This window comes from Bradyrhizobium betae (assembly GCF_050632175.1).
Lineage (GTDB): Bacteria > Pseudomonadota > Alphaproteobacteria > Rhizobiales > Xanthobacteraceae > Bradyrhizobium > Bradyrhizobium betae_B.
The window spans coordinates 3,121,153-3,139,702 of sequence record NZ_CP192576.1 but is presented as its reverse complement, the minus strand read 5'-3'; the positions used below and the strand labels follow the sequence as shown (position 1 = coordinate 3,139,702).

Genomic DNA, 18,550 nt, shown 5'->3' with positions numbered 1-18,550 from the left:
CACAGTAGAAAGGGATTGATTCCAAAGGGGAAATTTTGACGTAAACCGTTACCCCGCGGCAGGCAGCGCGCTGTCCGGCGGCGCGCTCCACGGGCGCTCGGCCGAGGCAAGTCCGATCAGGCGGCCCTGGATATAGTCGCAGCCCCAGTCGCGCAGCATGTTTGCGGCGTCCTCGTCCTGCACCCATTCGGCCACCGTCTTGATGTCGAGGCGGCGGGCGAGGTCGATCAGGGTCTGCACGAAGGCGCGGTCGTCGGCGGAGTGGGTGATGTTCTGCACGAAGGCGCCGTCGATCTTGACGATGTCGACGCCGAGCTTGCGCAGGTTTCGGAACGAGGTGTAGCCGGCGCCGAAATCGTCGATGGCAATGCGGCTGCCGAAGTTCTTCAGCCGTGTGACGAAGCCGCGGACGTCCTCGATGTCCTGGATCGCGACCGTCTCGGTGATCTCGACGATCAGCCGTTCGGCAACGCCGGGATGCGCGTGCATGAGCGATTCGATGCTGGCCCACCAGTCCGGATCCATCGTCGTATCCGGCGAGATGTTGAGGCTGAGGCAGATGTGGGGCGCGGCCGCGAGCTCGGCGACCACGAGCTCGAGCACGCGGTGATCGACGAGGCGGATCAGGCCGAGCCGCTCGGCGACCGGCACGATGTCGGGCGCAAGCAGCACCTGGCCGCCGCCCTGGTCCATCCGCACCAGGCATTCGTGGAACGCACGTTCGCGCGAGGCGGCCGACACGACCGGCTCGTAGGCGAGCTTGATGCGGCGCTCGTTGAGCGCCGTGACGATCTCGTCGGTAACCCGGATGTTGACGCGGCGCTGTGCGTCGCGCGCGGCATCCGGACGCCATGCCGCGAACGAGCCGGCACGGCGGCGCTTGGCGGCGTCCAGCGTCTCATGGGCGCGATTGACGGCCTCGTCGGTGTTGCGGGCATAGCGCGGCATGCTGACCGCGCCGATCGAAGCGGTGACCGAGACTGGTCCGGATTTGGTCGGCACCACCTCGTCGCGAATGCCGGCAAGGAAACGCTCGGCGGCGACGTTCATGTCGTCGACGGTGCAGTTCTTCAGGATCAGGCCGAACTTGTTGCCTGAGAAGCGTCCGAGCACATCGCCGCCGCGCAGCCGCGCGCGAATACGCTTGGCAACGTCGAGGATGACGGCATCGGCAACGTCGAAGCCGAAGGCGTCGTTGACCCGGGCGAGACGATCGATGCCGACCAGCATGAAGGCCGCGGTCGAGCGGAACCGGGTCGTCTCCTCGATCGCCTCGGCCAGAGCCGCAATCAGGTGCGAGCGGTTGAGCTCGCCGGTCAGCGGATCGAGCCGGGCGAGCTTGGTCAATTCCTCGTCGCGGGCATGACGCTCGTTATTGATGCGGACGGAGCCGATCGCGCGGACCGGGCGGCCGTCGGGGCCGGCAAACCAGCGTCCGGTCTCCTCGATCCAGACCACGGGATCGGAGGCGCTCATGCGCACGCCGTACTCGACCCGGTAGGGCGTGCCGTCGGCGCCATGCACCGCTGAGGTTTGCGCCAGCGCCGCGGTCCGCAGCGACTGCGCGGGCTCGATCAGCTTGGCGAATTCGGCGCCGGTCGCCAGGCGCTCGGCCGGGATGCCGGGGAAGATGGCACTGGCCTGCTCGCCCCAGACGATGACGTCGCTGGCGATGTCCCAGGCGAACACGGCCTGACCGAGGGCGGCCAGGATGTCGGAGGCTTGCGGCAATGCGGGGGTCAAAATCGCCTCGTTTCGGGACAGCATGGAGTCCTGGACCGGGACAGACTACGGCCAGATTCGTTTCCAACCCTAGGCAAAGTTCATAAACAATTTGGAAACCACGTTTCGCGGGCCCCCGGAACCATCCCGGCGCGGCCGGCATAGACCTTGCGAGGACATCACACGCACAGGCGCCAGCGTCTCGAAGCGAGACAGCTGCCGAATCAACGGTGATTGCGATGTTGAGTACCGATCAATCGGACCATGTGGACAGCGGCCCCGGCACGGCCCTGGTGTCGACGATGCCGACGCTTGAGTGGATCCAAAAGGTGCCTCCGCCGCGTCCCGATCCGAGCTTCGTCACCCAGTTGATCGCGACCGCCGAGCATCTGCCCCAGACCAGCCGGCTCCGACACGCCTCTTCCGAGGACGCGCAGATGGCCTATGGCAGCAAGCGCCCGCTTCCGAGCGTCACCGCGCGCACGCGGCAGGTAGCTTAGAGGAGATCAGCGCGGCGGCACGTCGGAAGACGGTTGCGTGCCACTGCCCGGCTGCAGATGCGGCGAGGGAATTTCCGGCGAAGGCGAGTTCACCGGCTTCGGCGCGGGGTGATCCATCAGCACGGATTCGGCGACAGATTGCGCCGATTGCGCGGGCGGCTCGACCGCTGGCGGCGGTGCGTTCACCGGTTCGAACCTGGGCTCCACAACGGCTTCGTCGGCCGGCACTTCAGCCTGCCGCTTGGCCTTGCGAGGCACCGGCACCGTCGTCTCGGCAACATAGGTGACGCGGCGGCGCGTACGCTGGGCGATGCCGCCGAGGAAATCGGCCATCGCGAGCAGCACCAGCAGGAAATAGGTGGAGTTGCCGAATTTGGGCCACATCACGAATTCGGCTGCGGCGGCGCCGAACACGATCAGCGACAGCAGGTGATCCATCAGGAATTTTGAGCCGGGCCGGGCGCCTTTGACCACCTCCAAAAGCAGCAGCACGACACCGAGCGCGAGCAGCACGTCGGCGAGCGTGACCGGCCAGGCTTCGCCTGTGATCATCGGCACCTTGAACAGCACGTCCGTAAAGGACACGCTCGGCATCAGGAAGGCGATGATGTTGTAGACCGCGAGCGGAATCAGGAGCAGCGGGAAACCGACCATCGGCGAAATGCCTTCTCGATCAAGATATCCAGACAGGACAATGCGGCGGCGGAGCATTGGCTCCGTCGCCGTCACTGTCATATCTCAAGGGTTGGCCGAAATCAGGCAGGCAAATCATCCTGCCCAAGAAATCCCGCCCAAGGAAAAGTCCTCTCTCAGGACTCTTTCTTCTTCAGGACCTGACGGCCCTTGTACATGCCGGTCTTGAGGTCGAGATGGTGCGGACGACGGAGCTCGCCGGAGTCCTTGTCTTCCACATAGGTCGGCTTCTTGATGGCGTCTGCCGAGCGGCGCATGCCACGACGCGACGGCGAGGTTTTTCTTCTCGGAACGGCCATTTCAATATCCTCTAGGGATTGGTGTTTTCAGGGCATCGTCCGAGGGACGGCTCAGCACCCCAACGGGGCGAGCAAATGCCGATCAAGGCCGGGCTTATAGAGGAAGGCTGGTCGTAAAGCTAGGGTTCTGGGCCGGAAATTGCGCCCGAAAGGGGCTCAAAATCAGCGGGTATCCCGCCAGCAGGTCAAAAGTGAGCTGGCCTGGGCCCTTGCCACATAGGTCCCCGCCAGCCGCCGGACGCCCGGCCCCGGGGTCCTGGCGCTGCGTTTGACCGGATTCGGGAGGATCGAGGCCAGAAGCGCCGCCTCCCGCGGGGAGAGGTTTTCCGCCGACTTGCCGAAGGCATAGGTGCTGGCCGCCTCGACGCCAAACCGGCCCTGCGGCCCAAGCTCGGCAATGTTGAGGTAAATTTCCAGGATCCGCGCCTTAGGCAGGACCAGGTCGATCCAGAGCGCCAGAGGGAATTCTAGCGCCTTGCGGACGAAATCCCGCCCCTGCCAGAGGAACAGGTTCTTGGCCACCTGCTGGGTGATGGTGGAGGCGCCGCGGAAGGCGGTGCCGTCTTCCTGCGCGTCGTCGATCGCCTCGCGCAGCGCGCCCCAGTCGATGCCGTGATGCTTGCAGAAATGGGCGTCCTCGGCCGCCACCACCGCCCGCGGCAGTGAGGGCGACATGGCCGCCAGATCGATCCATTCCCGCTGCATCGGCGCGCCGCGGAGCGAACGCCAGGCCATCAATGTCGAAACCGGATGGCCGGCGCGGTAGAACGGGGCGATCACATAGGGCGCGAGAACGACCAGCGCGACCAGCAGGAGGAGGATTTTAACGATGCGCAAATCGACCTTTCCGGCGCAAAATAAACGCGGCCACGGATCCCGGTATTAAGTCTGTGATAATTCGGGCCTTTTCCAGCACTTTTTAGGCCTTCCAAACGATTGACTGAGGCGGGCTCATAAAGGATTGTCCCGCCGAATTTTAGTTCTGGAGCCCTTCTTGATGACCGGCACGTCCCCGTCCGATTTCGCCAAACGTCTGGACAAGACCGCTGATGATACCGAGGCCCTGCTCGGGCGCCTGCTGTCGGACGACATCCTGCACGATGAGATCGCCCGGCCCAAGCGACTGATGGACGCAATGCGCTATTCCAGCCTGAATGGCGGCAAGCGTCTGCGGCCGTTCCTGGTGGTCGAGAGCGCAGCCGTGTTCGACGTGCCGCGCGAAGCCGCACTGCTCGTCGGCGCGGCGCTGGAATGCATCCACTGCTATTCGCTGATCCATGACGACCTGCCGGCGATGGACAATTCGGACCTGCGACGCGGCCGTCCCACCCTGCACAAGAAGACCGATGACGCGACCGCGATCCTCGCCGGCGACGGCCTGCTGACGATCGCCTTCGACATCGTGACCCGCGACGAGATCCATCGCGACGCCAATGTGCGCCTTCTGCTGACGCGCGCGCTGGCGCGCTGCGCCGGCATTGGCGGCATGGTCGGCGGCCAAATCCTCGATCTCGCCGGCGAAGGCCGTTTTGGCGGCAACGAGCCGATCGATGTCGCTCGTATTCAGCAGATGAAGACCGGGGCGCTGCTGCGTTACGGCTGCATCGCCGGCGCGATCCTCGGCCAGGCCTCGCAAAAGGAATATCAGGCGCTCGACGATTACGGCCGCGCGCTCGGTGAAGCCTTCCAGATCGCCGACGACCTGCTCGACGTCGAGGGCGACGCGGCCGCACTCGGCAAGCCGGCCGGCGCCGATGCCGCGCTCGGCAAGACCACCTTCGTCACCCAGCTCGGCATCGAAGGCGCCAAGCAGCGCGTGCGCGACCTGCTCGCGCGTGCCGACAGCGCGGTGTCGATCTTCGGCGACCGCGCCGCCGTGCTGCAGGCCGCCGCGCGCTTTGTCGCCGAGCGGAAGAACTAACCGCGCGATGGCGGGCGGCAAAAAGAAGATCCCGCCCTCGTCCGCTTCCGCCAGATGTCGCGGCCGATGCGGCTGATTTATGCGCGGCCACGCACCTTCATCTCGCTCGGCGTCGGCATCCTCGTCTGCCTGCTTTTGCCGGGCTCGATTCGGCTGACGACGCGGCTCGTGATCGGCTGGGATTCGCTGATCGCGGTCTATCTGGTGCTGGTCTATGTGATGATGCTGTGCAACGACCACGAGCACATCCGCCGCGCCGCTGCGATGCAAGACGACGGCCGCTTCGTGATTTTGCTTGTGACAGCGATCGGCGCGTTTGCGAGCATCGCGGCGATCGTCGCCGAGCTCGGCGCCCACCGCGGCGCCGCGGAGCTGACGATCGCCATCACCACGATCGCGCTGTCCTGGGCCGCCGTGCACACCACCTTCGCGCTGCACTATGCTCATGACTATTATCTGCACCCGCCCGGCGGGTTGCAATTCCCCAGCGGCGACAAGGAAGACCACGCCGACTATTGGGACTTCGTCTATTTCTCGTTCGTGATCGGCATGACCGCACAGGTCTCCGACGTCGGCATCACCGACAAGACCATCCGCCGCACCGCCACCGCGCACGGCATCGTCTCGTTCATCTACAACACGGCCCTGCTGGCACTGACGGTGAACATCGCGGCGAGCGCGATCTCGAATTGATGCCGTCCTGGATTTTTCAAGGACGACATGGGGAGCCAGGGCGCGGACTCATACATTCCATCAGCCCGCGCGGAAGCCAAGGTTGAGTCCGGTCAGCCTTCAAAATCGGACACGGCCGGTTGGCCGTAACTTAGTCGGCTAAGGGCCAAAAGGCGACATCAGAAGCCTAGCGTGTTATCTGAAAACTCTTGCCGACCTTAGCCAATTGGGGCTTGCGAATGACCGACAAGTCAATCGACGGAACAATGTATCGAGTTGCCGCAACACTCTATAGCGGGGATGGCAAACGGTCTGCCGAAGTTCGCGAGTTCGCGAACGGAGAAACCTATTTGCTCGAAAGCGAATTGGTCGAGGGCACCATTTTTAAAGAAAGACATGAGGGTAGGATGGTCGGCCCGTTTCCCTCACCAATGCATGCAGAACAATTCATTGTAGCCACGCCTTGGTTCAACGGTACCGAATGATGGTCTTTGGCGTCAGCTTCGGGTCAAAAGCTGCCGATCACGTGGGAGGCGGGAGACTTCCGCTTTGCGTCGGTAGGCTGACGTTTAGGTCTAAGCCCTAGTTACACACCTCGACATTGGCGTCGTTGCTGGGGCCGCCGCCACCGCGATATTCGAGATGGCAGCCGCGGTTGACCGGACGGCAGCCGCTGCCATTACAGTAGACCTGCCCGCCACCGGCGGCGCGGCCTGCGCCGGCTGCGACACCAGCCGCGGCGCCAATTCCGCCGATGCCGCCATAACCGCCCGCAGAGCCCACCTTCGGACGCTGCCGTGCGGGACGATCTTCGCCGTCGTCACGCCGCGAGGTCGCGGGCTTGGAAGCCGACGGCTTGGCGGCGCGCTTCTTCTCGCATTCATTGTCGTCGTTCAGCGCAAAACCGTCGCCACAGACGATCTTGGTGCACTTGTCGCCGTCGGCCTTGAAGCCGTGCTCGCACACCAGCGGACAGACCCGCGACGGCTTTGACTTGACGGTGTCGAGGGCATCCGTGCTCGCCACCTTCACGTCGAGCTTGGTGCCGGCATAGCGGTTGAACTGCGACAGCGACCGCTGCGCGGACGTGTTCCAGTTGCCGTCGGCCTGGCCGGAGAAGCAGCCGACGCGGCTGAGCTCGGTCTGCACCGACCGGTTGAGATCGGCCGGCGCCGTCGCAGGCGTCAACGAAGCGACATTGGTGCCGGCGGGGCTGGCCGTGCCGGCCGGGGCAGCGTTCGGCGCCGCGGCGGCCAGATTGACGCGCTGCTGCTCGGCGGCAGCGGCCTGCTGCTGCGCCTGCTCCTTGACCTTCTGCGCGGCAAGCTGCGCCTGCTCGGCGGCTTTCGCATCGGCCGCGGCCCTGGTCTGTGCATCCTTCTGCGCGCCAAGCGCGGCGAGACGATCCCGCTCCGCCTCGGCCTGCTTCGCCTTTTCGGTGGCGGCCGCATGGGCCTGCTCGGCGCCGATCTTTTCAAGCTGAAGCTTGGCGAGGCTCGCATAGAAGCCGTCGGGATGCTGGGCGAGGAATGCATCCCACGCCGGCCTGTTGCCGACCTGGAGCGCGAGCTCGTAATCGCGGCGGATATCGGCCTGCGGGTTCGCCACCGGCGCCGCCGGGGCTGCGGCGACCTTGACCGGCACCAGCGGCACGTCTTCGCCACCAAGCGAGCCGTACACGAACGGCTCCTGCTTGTTGCCGGTCGACTTGAGAACCTCGTCGCGCACGAAGCCGAAGGCGCGGCGGACATCGAGGCCCGGCGTCGTCAGGTGCTTCGACAGCGCGACGGTAAACGGACTGTTGGCGCCGTCGCCGTCCTGCGCCGTGAAGCCGGCCTTGGCCGAATAGGCAATCAGCGTGTTCGGGCTGGTCGGCTCGACCTGGGCGAGGCCACGGCCAATGCCGCGCGAGGCGACCGTGCGCTTCATGGTCTTGCCGAACGGATTGTCGCGGCAGGCATCCAGGATCACCAGGCGAAGCTGCTTGGCCGGCTCGACCGCGACCAGGACGCGGTCGAGCGAGAGCGCCTCGTCGAAAACGTCGGTGTCGCGCTCGAGCTTGGCATCAACCGGGATCAGATAGTTCGAGCCTTCGACCTCGATGCCGTGGCCGGCATAGTAGACCACGGCGATGTCGGCATCGCGGGTTGCATCGGCGAATTCGCGCAGCACGCGCCGCGTGTCCAACGCCGACAGATCGTGCCGGGAATCGACGATGTCGAAGCCGGCCTCTTTCAGGGTCCTCGCCATCACCGAACCGTCGTTGACGGGATTGGTGAGCGACGGCGCGTGCTGATAGGCCGAATTGGCGATCACCAGCGCGACGCGCTTTCCGGCGAACGCGGGCCCGGCGCCGAACAGCAGCGCGGCAGCGAGGAGGAGCGGGCAAAGTCTGAGCAGATTGCGCATGACACGACTTCCACGAGTTCAGGGCAGTTCGAGCCCCTTTGGGACCGCTTTAGCAAGATCCGCCGCTGGCGCTTGTGATGGAGGTCACGAAGGCGGCGCCGGCGACCGGCCGAAAGACCCCTTTTGTTTGTCGCGCCAGCCCGGTCGGGGTTCGCCGGGACATCGGCGTGTGGGCCGGGTTCCCGTCATGCATCCCCGATGTGCCCCCGATATTGCGGCAGATCGTCCGTGATCTCATGCCAGGGCGCTTTCGAGCCCACGAAAATATGGGCGCCTCGGCCGGATCGAGGGGGTGTCGATCAGGGTTCCCATGGCGACGTGGACCCATTTCCCGTCGCGCACCCGGGAATAAAGCAGCGAGCCGCAGCGGGCACAGTGCACGTCATGGGTGGCGGCGTCACCGTAGATGAGGCGCTGGTCCTCACCCCGGACGAGACGGAGCTGGTCCTGCACAATTCCGGCGAATGGCTTGAAGGCGGAGCCGGTGGTGCGGCGGCAATTCGAACAGTGGCAGTTCATCGCGTAGGAAAACGCATCCGCCACCTCATAGCGCACGGCGCCGCAACAGCATTCGCCGGTGAGGATGCGAGCGTTCGAATTTTCTGATCCGGTCATGGCGACGCCTTGGCGCAAATGGCTGACACACCCATAGCGCATTCTTATGTCTACGACTAAGTTCGCCCCAATCCATCAGCCAAAGGGATGACCCATGAGCCAGAATCGTTCGAGCGTCGAAGCCGTCGTGCAATGCTATTTCGACGGACTTTACGAAGGCGACGCCGAGAAGCTCGGCGCCATCTTCCATCCCTCGGCCGATCTGCGCTGGGTCGAAAAGGGCGAGTTGCAGGTGCTGACCGTGCCCGACTGGCTCGACCGCCTGCGCAAGCGCCCCTCCGGCAAGGCCGAGGGCAAGCCGCGCGAGGATTTCATCGTCACCATCGACCGTTCCGACGACAAGACCGCCTTCATCAAGGTCCGCTGCCAGCTGCCGCCGCGCTTCTTCACCGACTATCTGGTGGCGATGAAGCTCGCGGACGGTTGGCAGATCGTGTCGAAGTCGTATCGGTATGACCTGAAGGAGTGAGGCCCTTCGCCCGACCCGCTGCGTCCCACAGTTCCGGACGCCTCACCCACATTCTCCGTCATCGCGAGCGTAGCGAAGCAATCCAGAAACCCTCCGCCGTGGCAGACTGGATTGCTTCGTCGCTTCGCTCCTCGCAATGACGACGCCCCACCTTCCGTTTTGTCCGAAAGTGCCCATGCCTCTCGACCGCCGCTCCCTGCTCGCCTCACTGTGCTGGATGGCCGCCTCTCCCGCATTCGCCGCGGATGCACTTCCAGAACTCGAATCCTACGAGCGCGAAACCGGCGGCCGGATCGGGGTCTACGCCGAAAACCTCGGGACCGGCACCAAGCTCACCTGGCGGGCCGATGAACGCTTCGTGATGTGCTCGACCTTCAAGGCCTCGCTTGCAGCTTGCGTGCTGGCGCGGGTCGATCGCGGCGAGGAGCAGCTTGCGGCCATGATCCCTTATGGCAAGGCCGACCTGCTGGACTATGCGCCGGTCGCCAAGCAAAACCTCGCGACCGGCAGGATGTCGGTCGCCGAGATGTGCAAGGCGATCGTCGAGCTCAGCGACAACAGTTGCGCCAATTTGCTGCTGGCGCGGATCGGCGGGCCGGCTGTTCTCACCGCATTCTGGCGATCGCTAGGCGACGCCACCTCGCGGCTCGACCACAACGAGCCCGAGCTCAACCGCTCACCGCCCGGCGATCCCCACGACACCACGACGCCGACGGCGATGGCAGGCAATCTGAAGCGGCTGGTGACCGGCGATGCGCTGTCACAGGCCTCGCGCGCGCAGCTCACCGAATGGATGGTGGGCTGCAAGACCGGCGCGAACCGGCTGCGCGGCGGCCTGCCGGCAGGCTGGACCATCGGCGACAAGACCGGCAACAACGGCAAGGATGCATCGGGCGACATCGCGGTCGTCTGGCCCAAGACAGATACGAAGACAGACGCGAAGACAGATACGAAGACCGGCGCGAACACCGATGCGCCGATCCTGATCGCGGCCTATACCCAGGGTGGCACGCCGACCGCGGCGCAGATCGAGGCGGTGTTCGCACGGATCGGACGCAGGGTGGCCGAGCGGCTGGCGTGAGCCGGGCCGCATTGACCTTGCGGGCGCTTCCGGGTCAAGACAAACCATCATGGAAGTGAAGTTTCAGATCTTTCTCATCCTGCTCGCCGTGCTGGCCGGCACGGCACTCGCCGCCCGCCGCTTCAACGTCGCGCCCGCCATCCTCCTGATGCTCGCGGGCGTCGGCCTCGCCTTCGTGCCGGGCATGCCGCCGGTTGAGCTGCCGCCGGCATTGGTGCTGCTGCTGGTGCTGCCGCCGCTGATCTACTCGGCAAGCGTCGCCATGAGCTGGCGCGAGTTCAGGAACAACCTTCGCCCGATCGTGCTGCTCGCGGTCGGCGCGGTGATCTTCACCACGGCGATGGTGGCGACCGCCACGCATTATCTGATCGGCCTGCCCTGGACCATCGGCTTCCTGCTCGGGGCCATCGTCGCACCGCCCGACGTGGTGGCGCCGCTCGCGATCGCGCGCCGGCTGCACATGCCGCGCCGGATCCTGGTCATCCTTGAGGGCGAGGGGCTCGCCAACGACGCCACTGCGCTGATCCTCTACCGCTTTGCGCTCGCCGCCATCATGGTCGGACATTTCTCGCTGCCGCTCGCGGCCGGCGAGTTCGTGCTGATCGTCGCCGGCGAGATCGCCTTTGGCATCGGCGTTGGCTGGCTCTCCCTGCGCCTCCGCAAATGGGCGCGGGATCAGCAGGTCGAGCTGACGTTGTCGCTGATCACGCCCTACGTCTCCTACTGGCTGCCCGAGCATGTCGGCGGTTCCGGGGTGATCGCCACGGTCGCCTGCGGGCTCTATGTGAGCTGGAACGGGCCGCTCCTGATCTCGTCGGCTACGCGCCTGCAGGGCATCTTCTTCTGGGACCTCGTGATCTATCTGATCGAAGGTCTGCTGTTCCTGCTCACCGGCTTCCAGATGCGCGCGCTCTACGAGAAATCGAAGGCATTCCCGCTCGACGACATCATGATCGCGACCGCCCTGGTCATGACCATCATCGTCCTCGCGCGCTTCGCATGGCTCTATCCCGCGACCTATCTGCCGCGGATACTCAGCAAGTCGCTGCGCGCGCGAGATCCGTCACCGCCCTGGCAATGGCCGTTCGTGCTCGCGTTCACCGGCGTGCGCGGGGCCGTGTCGCTGGCAGCAGCCCTGGCGCTGCCGTTCACCCTGCCGGACGGCGAGGCCTTTCCATATCGCGACCTGATCCTGTTCGTCGCCTTCGGCGTCATCTTCATCACGTTGATCGGCGTCGGCCTGACACTGCCGCCGGTGGTGCGCTGGCTCGGCATCGCCGAGGCCGGCCGCAACGAGCATGTCGCCGAGCACGAAGCCGAGATCGGCGCGCGCCGCCAGGCCCTCGACGCCGCGCTGAAATCGCTGGATGCGCTGACCGCGAAAAGGACGTCTCCGACGAGGTGATGCGGCTCCTGCGCGCGCGCCACGAGATTCGCTTCAGCCAGCTTCCCGACTCGCTCGATCCCGCCCACCACGACGTCTCCGCCGCAGGCACCGCGCTGACCCGCGAGCTGATCGCCGCCGAACGCAAATTCATCCATGACCTCCTGCGCGACGGCCAGATCACCGACGAAACAAGGCGCCGGATCGAGAGGGATCTCGATCTTGAGGAGGCGAGCCTGGCGAACCGGGAGTATCGGGGAGCGCCGCTGTAGCCTCCCGTCATTGAACCAGCCGCGCAAACTACCGCCTCCCGCAAAACTCCCCCATCGCCGCGGCCACCGCCTCCGCAATCGCCTCATGCCGCTCCGATGAGTTCAGCGCCATTTCCTCGTCGCGGTTGATGATGGAGCCGGCTTCGAGCAGCACTGCGGCGCTGCGCGTTTGCGACAGCACGACGAGGCCGTCATAGCGGTAGACGCCGACATCCTTGTCGAGCAACTGGCGCCGGTAGCGGCCCATCACCGGCAAGGTGTACTGGCTGGCATAGTGCAGGCCCTGGTCTTTCAACTGCCGTCCGATGATCCGGGCCAGCTTCAGGCTGGTGCCGAAGTGCGGATTGCGCTCGGACACGAACAGCGAATGGCCGGCGAAGCGGTCGCTGAAATAGCTCTTTGCACCGTCGAACTCCCAGGTCTCGAGCAGCTTGTCCGGCACCGAGTCGTGATGGATCGACAGGAACAGATCGGCCCGGCCGTCATTCGCGGCACTGACGCGCTTGAGCAAGCTCGCCTTGGCCTTGCCGTCCGTGACCAGCAGGCGGGTGGAGGCAAAGCCCTCGGACTTGAGCTTCGCCGCGACGAGCCTTGCAAGACGGAAGTTGAAGCCGAATTCCGGGTCGTTGCGCGCGCTCAACGCGCCGTAGGATTCCGGGGTGTGCCCGACGTCAAGAACGATCCGGAATTTCGGCGGCTCGCACTTGGCCCGTGTTTCCGGCGGCGTCGATCTCGCCTTTGCAGCCTTCCGCATCCCGGCCGCCTGGCTATCGTCGACGGAGGAAAGCAAAAGCGGAACCAGCGAGACAGCGACAGCGGCGATGGTGCGCCACGGCTGCCTCACACCGGCCGCTCCCCTTCACCGTCACGCGCGTCCCCGAGCGCGTGTGCGGCCAGTAGTCCCACATCGCGCGATGCTGGGTGCAGCGGTTGTCCCAGAAGGCGATGGCGTTCTCGGTCCAGCGGAAGCGGCACTGGAACAGCGGGTTCTCGGCGTGCTGGTAGAGATAGGCGAGCATCGCGTCGCTTTCGTCGCGCGGGATGCCGTTGATGTGCCGGGTGAACCCACGATTGACGTAGAGCGCCTTCCTGCCCGTGACCGGATGGGTGCGCACCACGGGATGCTCGGCGTTCGGATAGGAGGGACGGTCGGCGACGCCGTAATTGGCGTAGAGCCCGCGATAGATCGGCTCGCCGTCATGCAGTGCGGTCAGCCCGTCGAGATAGGCCTTCATGCGATCCGACAGCGCCTCATAGGCCGCATACATGTTGGCGAACAGCGTATCGCCACCGCGCGGCGGGCACTGCTTGATGTAGAGGATGGAGCCCATTGGCGGCTCGAGATCGCAGGACACATCCGAATGCCAGCCCTCGCCATTGGCACGCGGCGAGTTCTTGTCGGCGTAGATCTTCATCAAGGCCGGGTCTTCATCCTCGTGCGGCGCGGCGGGATGGAAATGCAGCTCGCCGAACTTGCGGCCGAAAGCGAGATGCTGCTGCGGCGTGATGTGCTGATCGCGGAAGAAGATGACGAGGTTTTCGGCGAGCGCGCGGTGGATCTCGTCCATCTGCCGGTTCGAGCGCGAATCGTCGGAGACGAGCCTGCCGAGGTCGACGCCGGTGATTTCCGCGCCGATGATGGGGGTGAGCTTCTCGACCGAGATGGTCTCGTAAGCCGCGCCGTCTTCGGCCGTGTGACGGTAGCGCGGGCCCTGCTTGCCGGCGAGTGAGCTCATGGCGTGTCTCCCGATCATTGTTGATTGGAGACATCGTAGCGCGGATGGAGCACAGCGCAATCCGGGAAGGTCGTTCCACGTTGGCACTGCCCCGGATTTCGCTGCGCTCCATCCAGGCTACGCGCGCAAAAATAAGGCGGGTCGCGCTTCGCCAACCCGCCTTACCATTCCAATGTTGGGTAGACGCCTACTCCGCCGCTGATACCGGCACCTTGGCGCCCTGGCCGTAGCGCTGGTCGATGTAGTCGATCACCAGCGCCTTGAAGTCGGCGGAAATCGTCGGCCCACGCAATGTCCGGAACTTCTTGCCGTCGACGAAGACCGGCGCGGCAGGGGCTTCGCCGGTGCCGGGGAGCGAGATGCCGATATTGGCGTGCTTGGATTCACCGGGGCCGTTGACGATGCAACCCATCACCGCGACGTTGAGCTCTTCGACACCGGGATATTTCGTCTTCCAACCCGGCATCTCGTCGCGGATGAAGGCCTGGATCGAGCTGGCCAGTTCCTGGAACGTGGTGGACGTGGTGCGGCCGCAGCCGGGGCAGGCCGCGACCAGCGGCACGAAGGTGCGGAAGCCCATCGTCTGCAGCAGTTCCTGGCCGACCTGCACCTCACGGGTGCGGTCGCCGCCGGGCTCCGGCGTCAACGAGATGCGGATGGTGTCGCCGATACCCTGCTGCAGCAGGATGCCGAGCGCGGCCGAGGAGGCCACGATGCCCTTGGTGCCCATGCCGGCTTCGGTGAGACCGAGATGGATGGCATAGTCCGACCGCGCCGCGAGATCCTGATACACCGCGATGAGATCCTGCACCGCCGATACCTTGGCTGAGAGGATGATGCGATTCTTCGGCATGCCGAGCTCTTCGGCGCGCGCGGCCGAGAGCAGTGCCGACTGCACCATGGCCTCGCGCGTCACCGCGCGGACGTCGCGCGGATTGGCGGATGCGGCATTCTCGTCCATCAGCTTGGTCAAGAGCTCCTGGTCGAGCGAACCCCAATTGGCGCCGATGCGCACCGGCTTGTTGTTCTTGTTCGCGATCTCGATGATGTCGCCGAACTGGGTGTCGCGCTTGTCCTTGAAGCCGACATTGCCGGGATTGATGCGGTACTTGGCGAGCGCCTCGGCGCAGGCCGGATAGGCCGCAAGCAGCTTGTGACCGATATAGTGGAAGTCGCCGATCAGCGGCGTGGTGATGCCGCGCTTGGCGAGGCCATCGCGAATGTGCGGGACGGCGGCAGCGGCCTCCTCACGATCCACGGTGATGCGGACCATTTCGGAGCCGGCGCGCGCGAGCGCTGCGACCTGGGCGATGGTGCCGTCGATATCGGCGGTGTCGGTGTTGGTCATCGACTGCACGACGATCGGCGCACCGCCGCCGACGGCGACGTCGCCGACCTTGACCTGGGTGGTCTGGTGCCGGGGCGCCGGGCCCGCGATATCGGAATCGATGGGGTTTTCGAGCTTGTTCATGGGGTCCAAATATCAGGTTTTGGTGACGTTCAGCAATGCATCGCGAGGCGCCGCAGCGACTTGACTGGGACGGTTAACCAGAAAAAGCCCAGCAATTACAAGGACGGCTGCTGCCCCGAAGGCCAGGCTCAGGTGATCGTGCATGATGAAATAGCTACCCACCACGCCAAACAAAGGGGTGATGAAGGTAAAAGCCGACAATTTGCTGGCGGAATAGGTCTTCACCAGCGCGAACCAAAGCGTGAACGTGGTTCCCACCACCCAGATGGCCTGGAACGCCATCAGGCCGATCGACAGCGGCGACGGGGTATGGGTGATGGTCTCGCCGAACAGATACGCCGCCAGTCCCAGGATCGGGATCGAGGTCGCAACCTGGTAGCCCAGCGCCTTCTCCGGCGCGGCGAAGCGAAGCCTCGTGCCCTTGGCGACCAGCGTCGTCGCGGCCCACAACCCGGCCCCGGCGACGATCATGAGGTCGCCGAGCAGGACGTGTGAATCGACATTGGCCTGCGGCACGCCGATCGCCAGCGCGACGCCGGCAAAGCTGATCGCCAGTCCCAGCCATTGCGTACTGCCAAGGCGCTCGCCGAGCACCTGGTAGGAGCCGAGCGCGACGAAGAACGGGGCGGTATAGAGAAACACCACTGCCCGCGAGGCGGAGGTCAGGCGCAGGCCCTGGAAGATCAGCACGAATTCGATGCCGAACATCAGCCCCGCGACGAGGCCCGGCTTCCACGTGCCGTCGCGCTCGAAGAATTTGACGCCGCGCAGGCTGCCGATGATGAACAACACAGGCAGCGCGCCCATCGAGCGGAACATCGCCTGGAGCATCGGCGGGATATCCGGAAGCACCAGCTTCACCGCGATCTGGTTGAAGGCCCAGGTCAGGCACAGCATGAGCATCAGGGCGATGGCGCCGGCACTGAGGGGGCGACCGGCGGACGGCGTGGTTTGAGGTGAGGACATTTCTACCCGAGATCCGGCTTCACGCCGTTGTTGCTTCAGGACGTTTTCTGACAATGGGTGCAGATGCCCGTGATCTCGACCACGGACAATTTTGGCGCAAAGCCGGAGCTGCGCGCGGCGGCGTTGAGGTCTTTCGCGAACGAGGCTGATGGAATCTCGCCGACCAGGCCGCAGCGCTCGCAGATCAGGAAGGCAACCGCCGAGGTCGCATCATGATCGTGGGCGGCGCAGGCGAGATAGGCGTTGCGGCTCTCGATGCGGTGCACAAGGCCGTTGGCCATCAGGAAATCGAGGGCGCGGTAGACCGTGATCGGCGCCGGCCGCGCCATCGATTTTGCCAGTTCGTCGATCACTTCGTAAGCGCCCAAAGGCCGATGGCTGGAAAGCAGAGCCCCCAGCACCTGGCGGCGGATCGGCGTGAATTTCTGCGCGCGTTGCTCGCAAACCGCCTCGGCATGCGACAGCGCGTCCGCAGTGCAGCGGCCGTGATCGTGATCTGGCGCGGGAAAGGTCGGCTTTGCGAGGGTCATGGGATCGGCGTTCTAGCATTTCAGCCGGGGAACCCAAAGCGCGACCGTCGAGCGGCTGCCAGCCATGCTTTTGCTGCGGGACAGCACCGCGTCAATCCGGCGTGAAATAATCATAAGCTTGCTTATTATATGTGAGCTTATTGGAGACGTAGCTTATGACCCGTGGGTCGGTCGACCAGAACTTCCTGTTCACACTCGGTGAGCTGTACCGGATGCTGCGCGTCTACGCCGACAAGGAGGCCTCGCGCTTCGGCATCACCCGCGCCCAATGGGCGGTGCTGGCCAAGGTCGAGCGCAGCGAGGGCATGAAGCAGTCGGAACTCGCCGAGCTTCTGGAGATGCAGCCGATCACGCTGACGCGGCTGATCGACAAGCTCTGCGACAGCGACTGGATCGAGCGCCGCAACGACGCCTCGGATCGCCGCGTCAAGCGGCTCTATTTGAAGAAGGCCGGCCGCACCTTGCTCGGCAGGATGAGCGGCCTGAAGTCGGAGCTGACGGCAAACGCGGCTCGAGGGCATCAATCCGGCGGACGCCCACCGCCTCCTCACCCAACTCGAAACCATCAAGGAAAACGTGCGTAACGCGATCCAGGCATCCGGAGCGGAACAAGCGCGTAAGGAGCAGCGCTATGGCTGATCAGGTCCTCAAATTCCAGCCCGAACAGAAGATCGACAGCGGCAAACCCAGCAAGAAGGCTGGTACCAATCCGCGCCGCCGCTTCGTCGCCGGTCTGCGCCGCTATCGCCGGTTCCTGCTGATGGTCGTGCTGCCTGTCATCGTCGCGATCGGCGGAATCACTTTCTATCTGAACGGCGGCCGCTATGTCGGCACCGACGACGCCTATGTCGGCGCGCAGAAGGTGCTGGTGACGCCCGACATCTCCGGCAAGATCCAGAAGGTCGTGGTCAGGGAGGGTCAGGTCGTCAAGCAGGGCGACGAGCTGTTCGAGATCGATCCCGTGCCGTTTCGCCTTGCGGTCGACGAGGCCAGGGCGCAGGTCATGCAGGCGCAATCGACCTATGACAATCTTCGCGCCAACATCAAGATCTATGGCGACATGCTCAACCTCGCCCAGCAAGGCGTCGACCTGAAGCAGCGCGACGTCGAGCGCAAGCAGGCGCTGGTCAAGAACAGCTTTGGCTCGCAGCTCGACCTCGACAACGCGTCGAACGCGCTGGTGACGTCGGGCTCGATCGCGCAATACGTCAAGCAGCAGCTCTCGACGGCCAAGACCCAGTTGCTTGGCGACACCGACCTGCCGCTGGAGAAATTCCCGGCTTACGCGGAGGCCAAATCCAAGCTCGACAACGCCGAGCGCAATCTCGACCACGCCGTGGTGCGCGCATCGATCGGCGGCGTCGCGACTCAGGTGGAGCAGATCCAGCTCGGCCGCTACGTCACCGCCGGCACGCCGGTGTTCTCCATCATCGACGTCGCCCATCCCTGGGTCGATGCCAATCCAAAGGAGAGCGACCTCACCTACGTCACCGAAGGCCAGCCCGTCACGCTCGAGGTCGATGCGTTCCCGAACCACGTCTTCAAGGGCAAGATCGGTTCGCTCTCGCCCGGCACCGGTGCGCAATTCGCGATCCTGCCGCCGCAGAATGCCACCGGCAATTTCGTCAAGGTGGTGCAGCGCGTTCCGATTCGCATCTACTTCGACGAGACCGACAAATATGTCCGGAAGCTGAAGGCCGGCATGAGCGTCTATGCCACCATCGACACCGGCCACAAGCGCTCGCTCGCCGGCCTGTTCGGCTTGTCGGCGACGGCGAGCCAAGACAAAGATCAGGACAAGGACTGATCC

The 18,550-nt window shown here is 64.8% G+C and carries 16 protein-coding genes and 4 pseudogenes; 9 read left to right on the top strand and 11 right to left on the bottom strand.

The genetic code is table 11. The features are described 5' to 3' along the window. Positions 1–48: 48 nt before the first annotated feature. Entirely contained in the window at positions 49–1,767 is a 1,719-nt protein-coding gene (locus ACQ86E_RS15130) for an EAL domain-containing protein (RefSeq protein ID WP_431206045.1), read from the bottom strand. A 194-nt stretch (positions 1,768–1,961) separates the two neighbouring features. Here ACQ86E_RS15130 and ACQ86E_RS15125 point away from each other — a divergent pair, with 194 nt between their 5' ends. After that, positions 1,962–2,222, top strand: coding sequence for a hypothetical protein (locus tag ACQ86E_RS15125; RefSeq protein WP_431206044.1), 261 nt, complete (start codon positions 1,962–1,964; stop codon positions 2,220–2,222). Positions 2,223–2,228: 6 nt separating this feature from the next. Here ACQ86E_RS15125 and ACQ86E_RS15120 read toward each other — a convergent pair whose 3' ends face one another. The 3 genes from ACQ86E_RS15120 to mtgA form a co-directional block, all read right to left on the bottom strand. After that, positions 2,229–2,876 carry a hypothetical protein gene (locus ACQ86E_RS15120; protein WP_431206043.1) on the bottom strand — a complete coding sequence of 216 codons (648 nt, stop codon included), beginning with the start codon at positions 2,874–2,876 and terminating at the stop codon, positions 2,229–2,231. 155 nt (positions 2,877–3,031) lie between these two features. Then, positions 3,032–3,214, bottom strand: coding sequence for a 50S ribosomal protein L32 (gene rpmF / locus ACQ86E_RS15115; RefSeq protein ID WP_007598106.1), 183 nt, complete (start codon positions 3,212–3,214; stop codon positions 3,032–3,034). Between the two features lie 162 nt (positions 3,215–3,376). Then, the gene (gene mtgA, locus ACQ86E_RS15110; RefSeq protein ID WP_431206042.1) at positions 3,377–4,051 is read right to left on the bottom strand and encodes a monofunctional biosynthetic peptidoglycan transglycosylase; all 675 of its coding nucleotides are present in this window, start codon (positions 4,049–4,051) and stop codon (positions 3,377–3,379) included. A gap of 160 nt (positions 4,052–4,211) precedes the next feature. Between mtgA and ACQ86E_RS15105 the strand changes: the two genes are divergently transcribed. The 3 genes from ACQ86E_RS15105 to ACQ86E_RS15095 all read left to right on the top strand — a co-directional run bounded on the left by ACQ86E_RS15105 (position 4,212) and on the right by ACQ86E_RS15095 (position 6,292). Continuing rightward, entirely contained in the window at positions 4,212–5,135 is a 924-nt protein-coding gene (locus ACQ86E_RS15105) for a polyprenyl synthetase family protein (RefSeq protein WP_431206041.1), read from the top strand. 66 nt (positions 5,136–5,201) lie between these two features. Then, positions 5,202–5,828, top strand: a complete 627-nt coding sequence (locus tag ACQ86E_RS15100) for a DUF1345 domain-containing protein (protein WP_431206040.1) — start codon at positions 5,202–5,204, stop codon at positions 5,826–5,828. Positions 5,829–6,046: 218 nt separating this feature from the next. Next, positions 6,047–6,292: a hypothetical protein gene (locus ACQ86E_RS15095; RefSeq protein WP_431206039.1), complete on the top strand. Its 246-nt coding sequence runs from the start codon at positions 6,047–6,049 to the stop codon at positions 6,290–6,292. 97 nt (positions 6,293–6,389) lie between these two features. On the opposite strand, the gene ACQ86E_RS15090 is transcribed toward ACQ86E_RS15095, so the two are convergent. Both ACQ86E_RS15090 and ACQ86E_RS15085 read right to left on the bottom strand, forming a co-directional pair. Further along, positions 6,390–8,216 (bottom strand): caspase family protein, encoded by a 1,827-nt coding sequence (locus ACQ86E_RS15090; RefSeq protein ID WP_431206038.1) that lies wholly within the window; start codon positions 8,214–8,216, stop codon positions 6,390–6,392. A gap of 185 nt (positions 8,217–8,401) precedes the next feature. Next, positions 8,402–8,831 (bottom strand): annotated as a pseudogene (locus ACQ86E_RS15085) (GFA family protein). Between the two features lie 94 nt (positions 8,832–8,925). Between ACQ86E_RS15085 and ACQ86E_RS15080 the strand changes: the two are divergent. The 3 genes and pseudogenes from ACQ86E_RS15080 (at position 8,926) to ACQ86E_RS15070 (ending at position 12,037) form a co-directional block, all read left to right on the top strand. Next, positions 8,926–9,300 (top strand): nuclear transport factor 2 family protein, encoded by a 375-nt coding sequence (locus ACQ86E_RS15080; protein WP_431206037.1) that lies wholly within the window; start codon positions 8,926–8,928, stop codon positions 9,298–9,300. 175 nt (positions 9,301–9,475) lie between these two features. Next, on the top strand, positions 9,476–10,381 hold the full coding sequence (gene bla / locus ACQ86E_RS15075) for a class A beta-lactamase (RefSeq protein WP_431206036.1): 906 nt from the start codon (positions 9,476–9,478) through the stop codon (positions 10,379–10,381). 49 nt (positions 10,382–10,430) lie between these two features. After that, a pseudogene (locus tag ACQ86E_RS15070) lies at positions 10,431–12,037 on the top strand (Na+/H+ antiporter). A gap of 28 nt (positions 12,038–12,065) precedes the next feature. Here the strand turns inward: ACQ86E_RS15070 and ACQ86E_RS15065 are convergent. The 5 genes and pseudogenes from ACQ86E_RS15065 to ACQ86E_RS15045 all read right to left on the bottom strand — a co-directional run bounded on the left by ACQ86E_RS15065 (position 12,066) and on the right by ACQ86E_RS15045 (position 16,740). After that, positions 12,066–12,791 carry an N-acetylmuramoyl-L-alanine amidase gene (locus tag ACQ86E_RS15065; protein WP_431206035.1) on the bottom strand — a complete coding sequence of 242 codons (726 nt, stop codon included), beginning with the start codon at positions 12,789–12,791 and terminating at the stop codon, positions 12,066–12,068. 100 nt (positions 12,792–12,891) lie between these two features. After that, a pseudogene (locus ACQ86E_RS15060) lies at positions 12,892–13,773 on the bottom strand (TauD/TfdA dioxygenase family protein); the annotation flags it as partial. Positions 13,774–13,960: 187 nt separating this feature from the next. Then, on the bottom strand, positions 13,961–15,244 hold the full coding sequence (gene ispG, locus ACQ86E_RS15055) for a flavodoxin-dependent (E)-4-hydroxy-3-methylbut-2-enyl-diphosphate synthase (protein ID WP_431206034.1): 1,284 nt from the start codon (positions 15,242–15,244) through the stop codon (positions 13,961–13,963). Between the two features lie 12 nt (positions 15,245–15,256). Continuing rightward, entirely contained in the window at positions 15,257–16,210 is a 954-nt protein-coding gene (locus tag ACQ86E_RS15050) for a DMT family transporter (protein ID WP_431206033.1), read from the bottom strand. A gap of 35 nt (positions 16,211–16,245) precedes the next feature. Further along, positions 16,246–16,740 (bottom strand): Fur family transcriptional regulator, encoded by a 495-nt coding sequence (locus ACQ86E_RS15045; RefSeq protein WP_431206032.1) that lies wholly within the window; start codon positions 16,738–16,740, stop codon positions 16,246–16,248. A gap of 155 nt (positions 16,741–16,895) precedes the next feature. Between ACQ86E_RS15045 and ACQ86E_RS15040 the strand changes: the two are divergent. Further along, positions 16,896–17,379, top strand: a pseudogene (locus ACQ86E_RS15040) (MarR family winged helix-turn-helix transcriptional regulator). Next, positions 17,372–18,547, top strand: a complete 1,176-nt coding sequence (locus ACQ86E_RS15035; RefSeq protein ID WP_431206031.1) for an HlyD family secretion protein — start codon at positions 17,372–17,374, stop codon at positions 18,545–18,547. Before ACQ86E_RS15040 ends, ACQ86E_RS15035 begins: the two are co-directional and overlap by 8 nt. Positions 18,548–18,550 lie beyond the last annotated feature (3 nt).

What these genes read in the sequence shown, in the direction of transcription:
- ACQ86E_RS15130 (WP_431206045.1), bottom strand. Translation starts at nt 1,767, where the DNA reads ATGCTGTCCCGAAACGAGGCGATTTTGACCCCCGCATTGCCGCAAGCC.
- ACQ86E_RS15125 (WP_431206044.1), top strand. Translation starts at nt 1,962, where the DNA reads ATGTTGAGTACCGATCAATCGGACCATGTGGACAGCGGCCCCGGCACG.
- ACQ86E_RS15120 (WP_431206043.1), bottom strand. Translation starts at nt 2,876, where the DNA reads ATGGTCGGTTTCCCGCTGCTCCTGATTCCGCTCGCGGTCTACAACATC.
- rpmF (WP_007598106.1), bottom strand. Translation starts at nt 3,214, where the DNA reads ATGGCCGTTCCGAGAAGAAAAACCTCGCCGTCGCGTCGTGGCATGCGC.
- ACQ86E_RS15105 (WP_431206041.1), top strand. Translation starts at nt 4,212, where the DNA reads ATGACCGGCACGTCCCCGTCCGATTTCGCCAAACGTCTGGACAAGACC.
- ACQ86E_RS15100 (WP_431206040.1), top strand. Translation starts at nt 5,202, where the DNA reads ATGCGGCTGATTTATGCGCGGCCACGCACCTTCATCTCGCTCGGCGTC.
- ACQ86E_RS15095 (WP_431206039.1), top strand. Translation starts at nt 6,047, where the DNA reads ATGACCGACAAGTCAATCGACGGAACAATGTATCGAGTTGCCGCAACA.
- ACQ86E_RS15090 (WP_431206038.1), bottom strand. Translation starts at nt 8,216, where the DNA reads ATGCGCAATCTGCTCAGACTTTGCCCGCTCCTCCTCGCTGCCGCGCTG.
- ACQ86E_RS15080 (WP_431206037.1), top strand. Translation starts at nt 8,926, where the DNA reads ATGAGCCAGAATCGTTCGAGCGTCGAAGCCGTCGTGCAATGCTATTTC.
- bla (WP_431206036.1), top strand. Translation starts at nt 9,476, where the DNA reads ATGCCTCTCGACCGCCGCTCCCTGCTCGCCTCACTGTGCTGGATGGCC.
- ACQ86E_RS15065 (WP_431206035.1), bottom strand. Translation starts at nt 12,791, where the DNA reads ATGCGGAAGGCTGCAAAGGCGAGATCGACGCCGCCGGAAACACGGGCC.
- ispG (WP_431206034.1), bottom strand. Translation starts at nt 15,244, where the DNA reads ATGAACAAGCTCGAAAACCCCATCGATTCCGATATCGCGGGCCCGGCG.
- ACQ86E_RS15050 (WP_431206033.1), bottom strand. Translation starts at nt 16,210, where the DNA reads ATGTCCTCACCTCAAACCACGCCGTCCGCCGGTCGCCCCCTCAGTGCC.
- ACQ86E_RS15045 (WP_431206032.1), bottom strand. Translation starts at nt 16,740, where the DNA reads ATGACCCTCGCAAAGCCGACCTTTCCCGCGCCAGATCACGATCACGGC.
- ACQ86E_RS15035 (WP_431206031.1), top strand. Translation starts at nt 17,372, where the DNA reads ATGGCTGATCAGGTCCTCAAATTCCAGCCCGAACAGAAGATCGACAGC.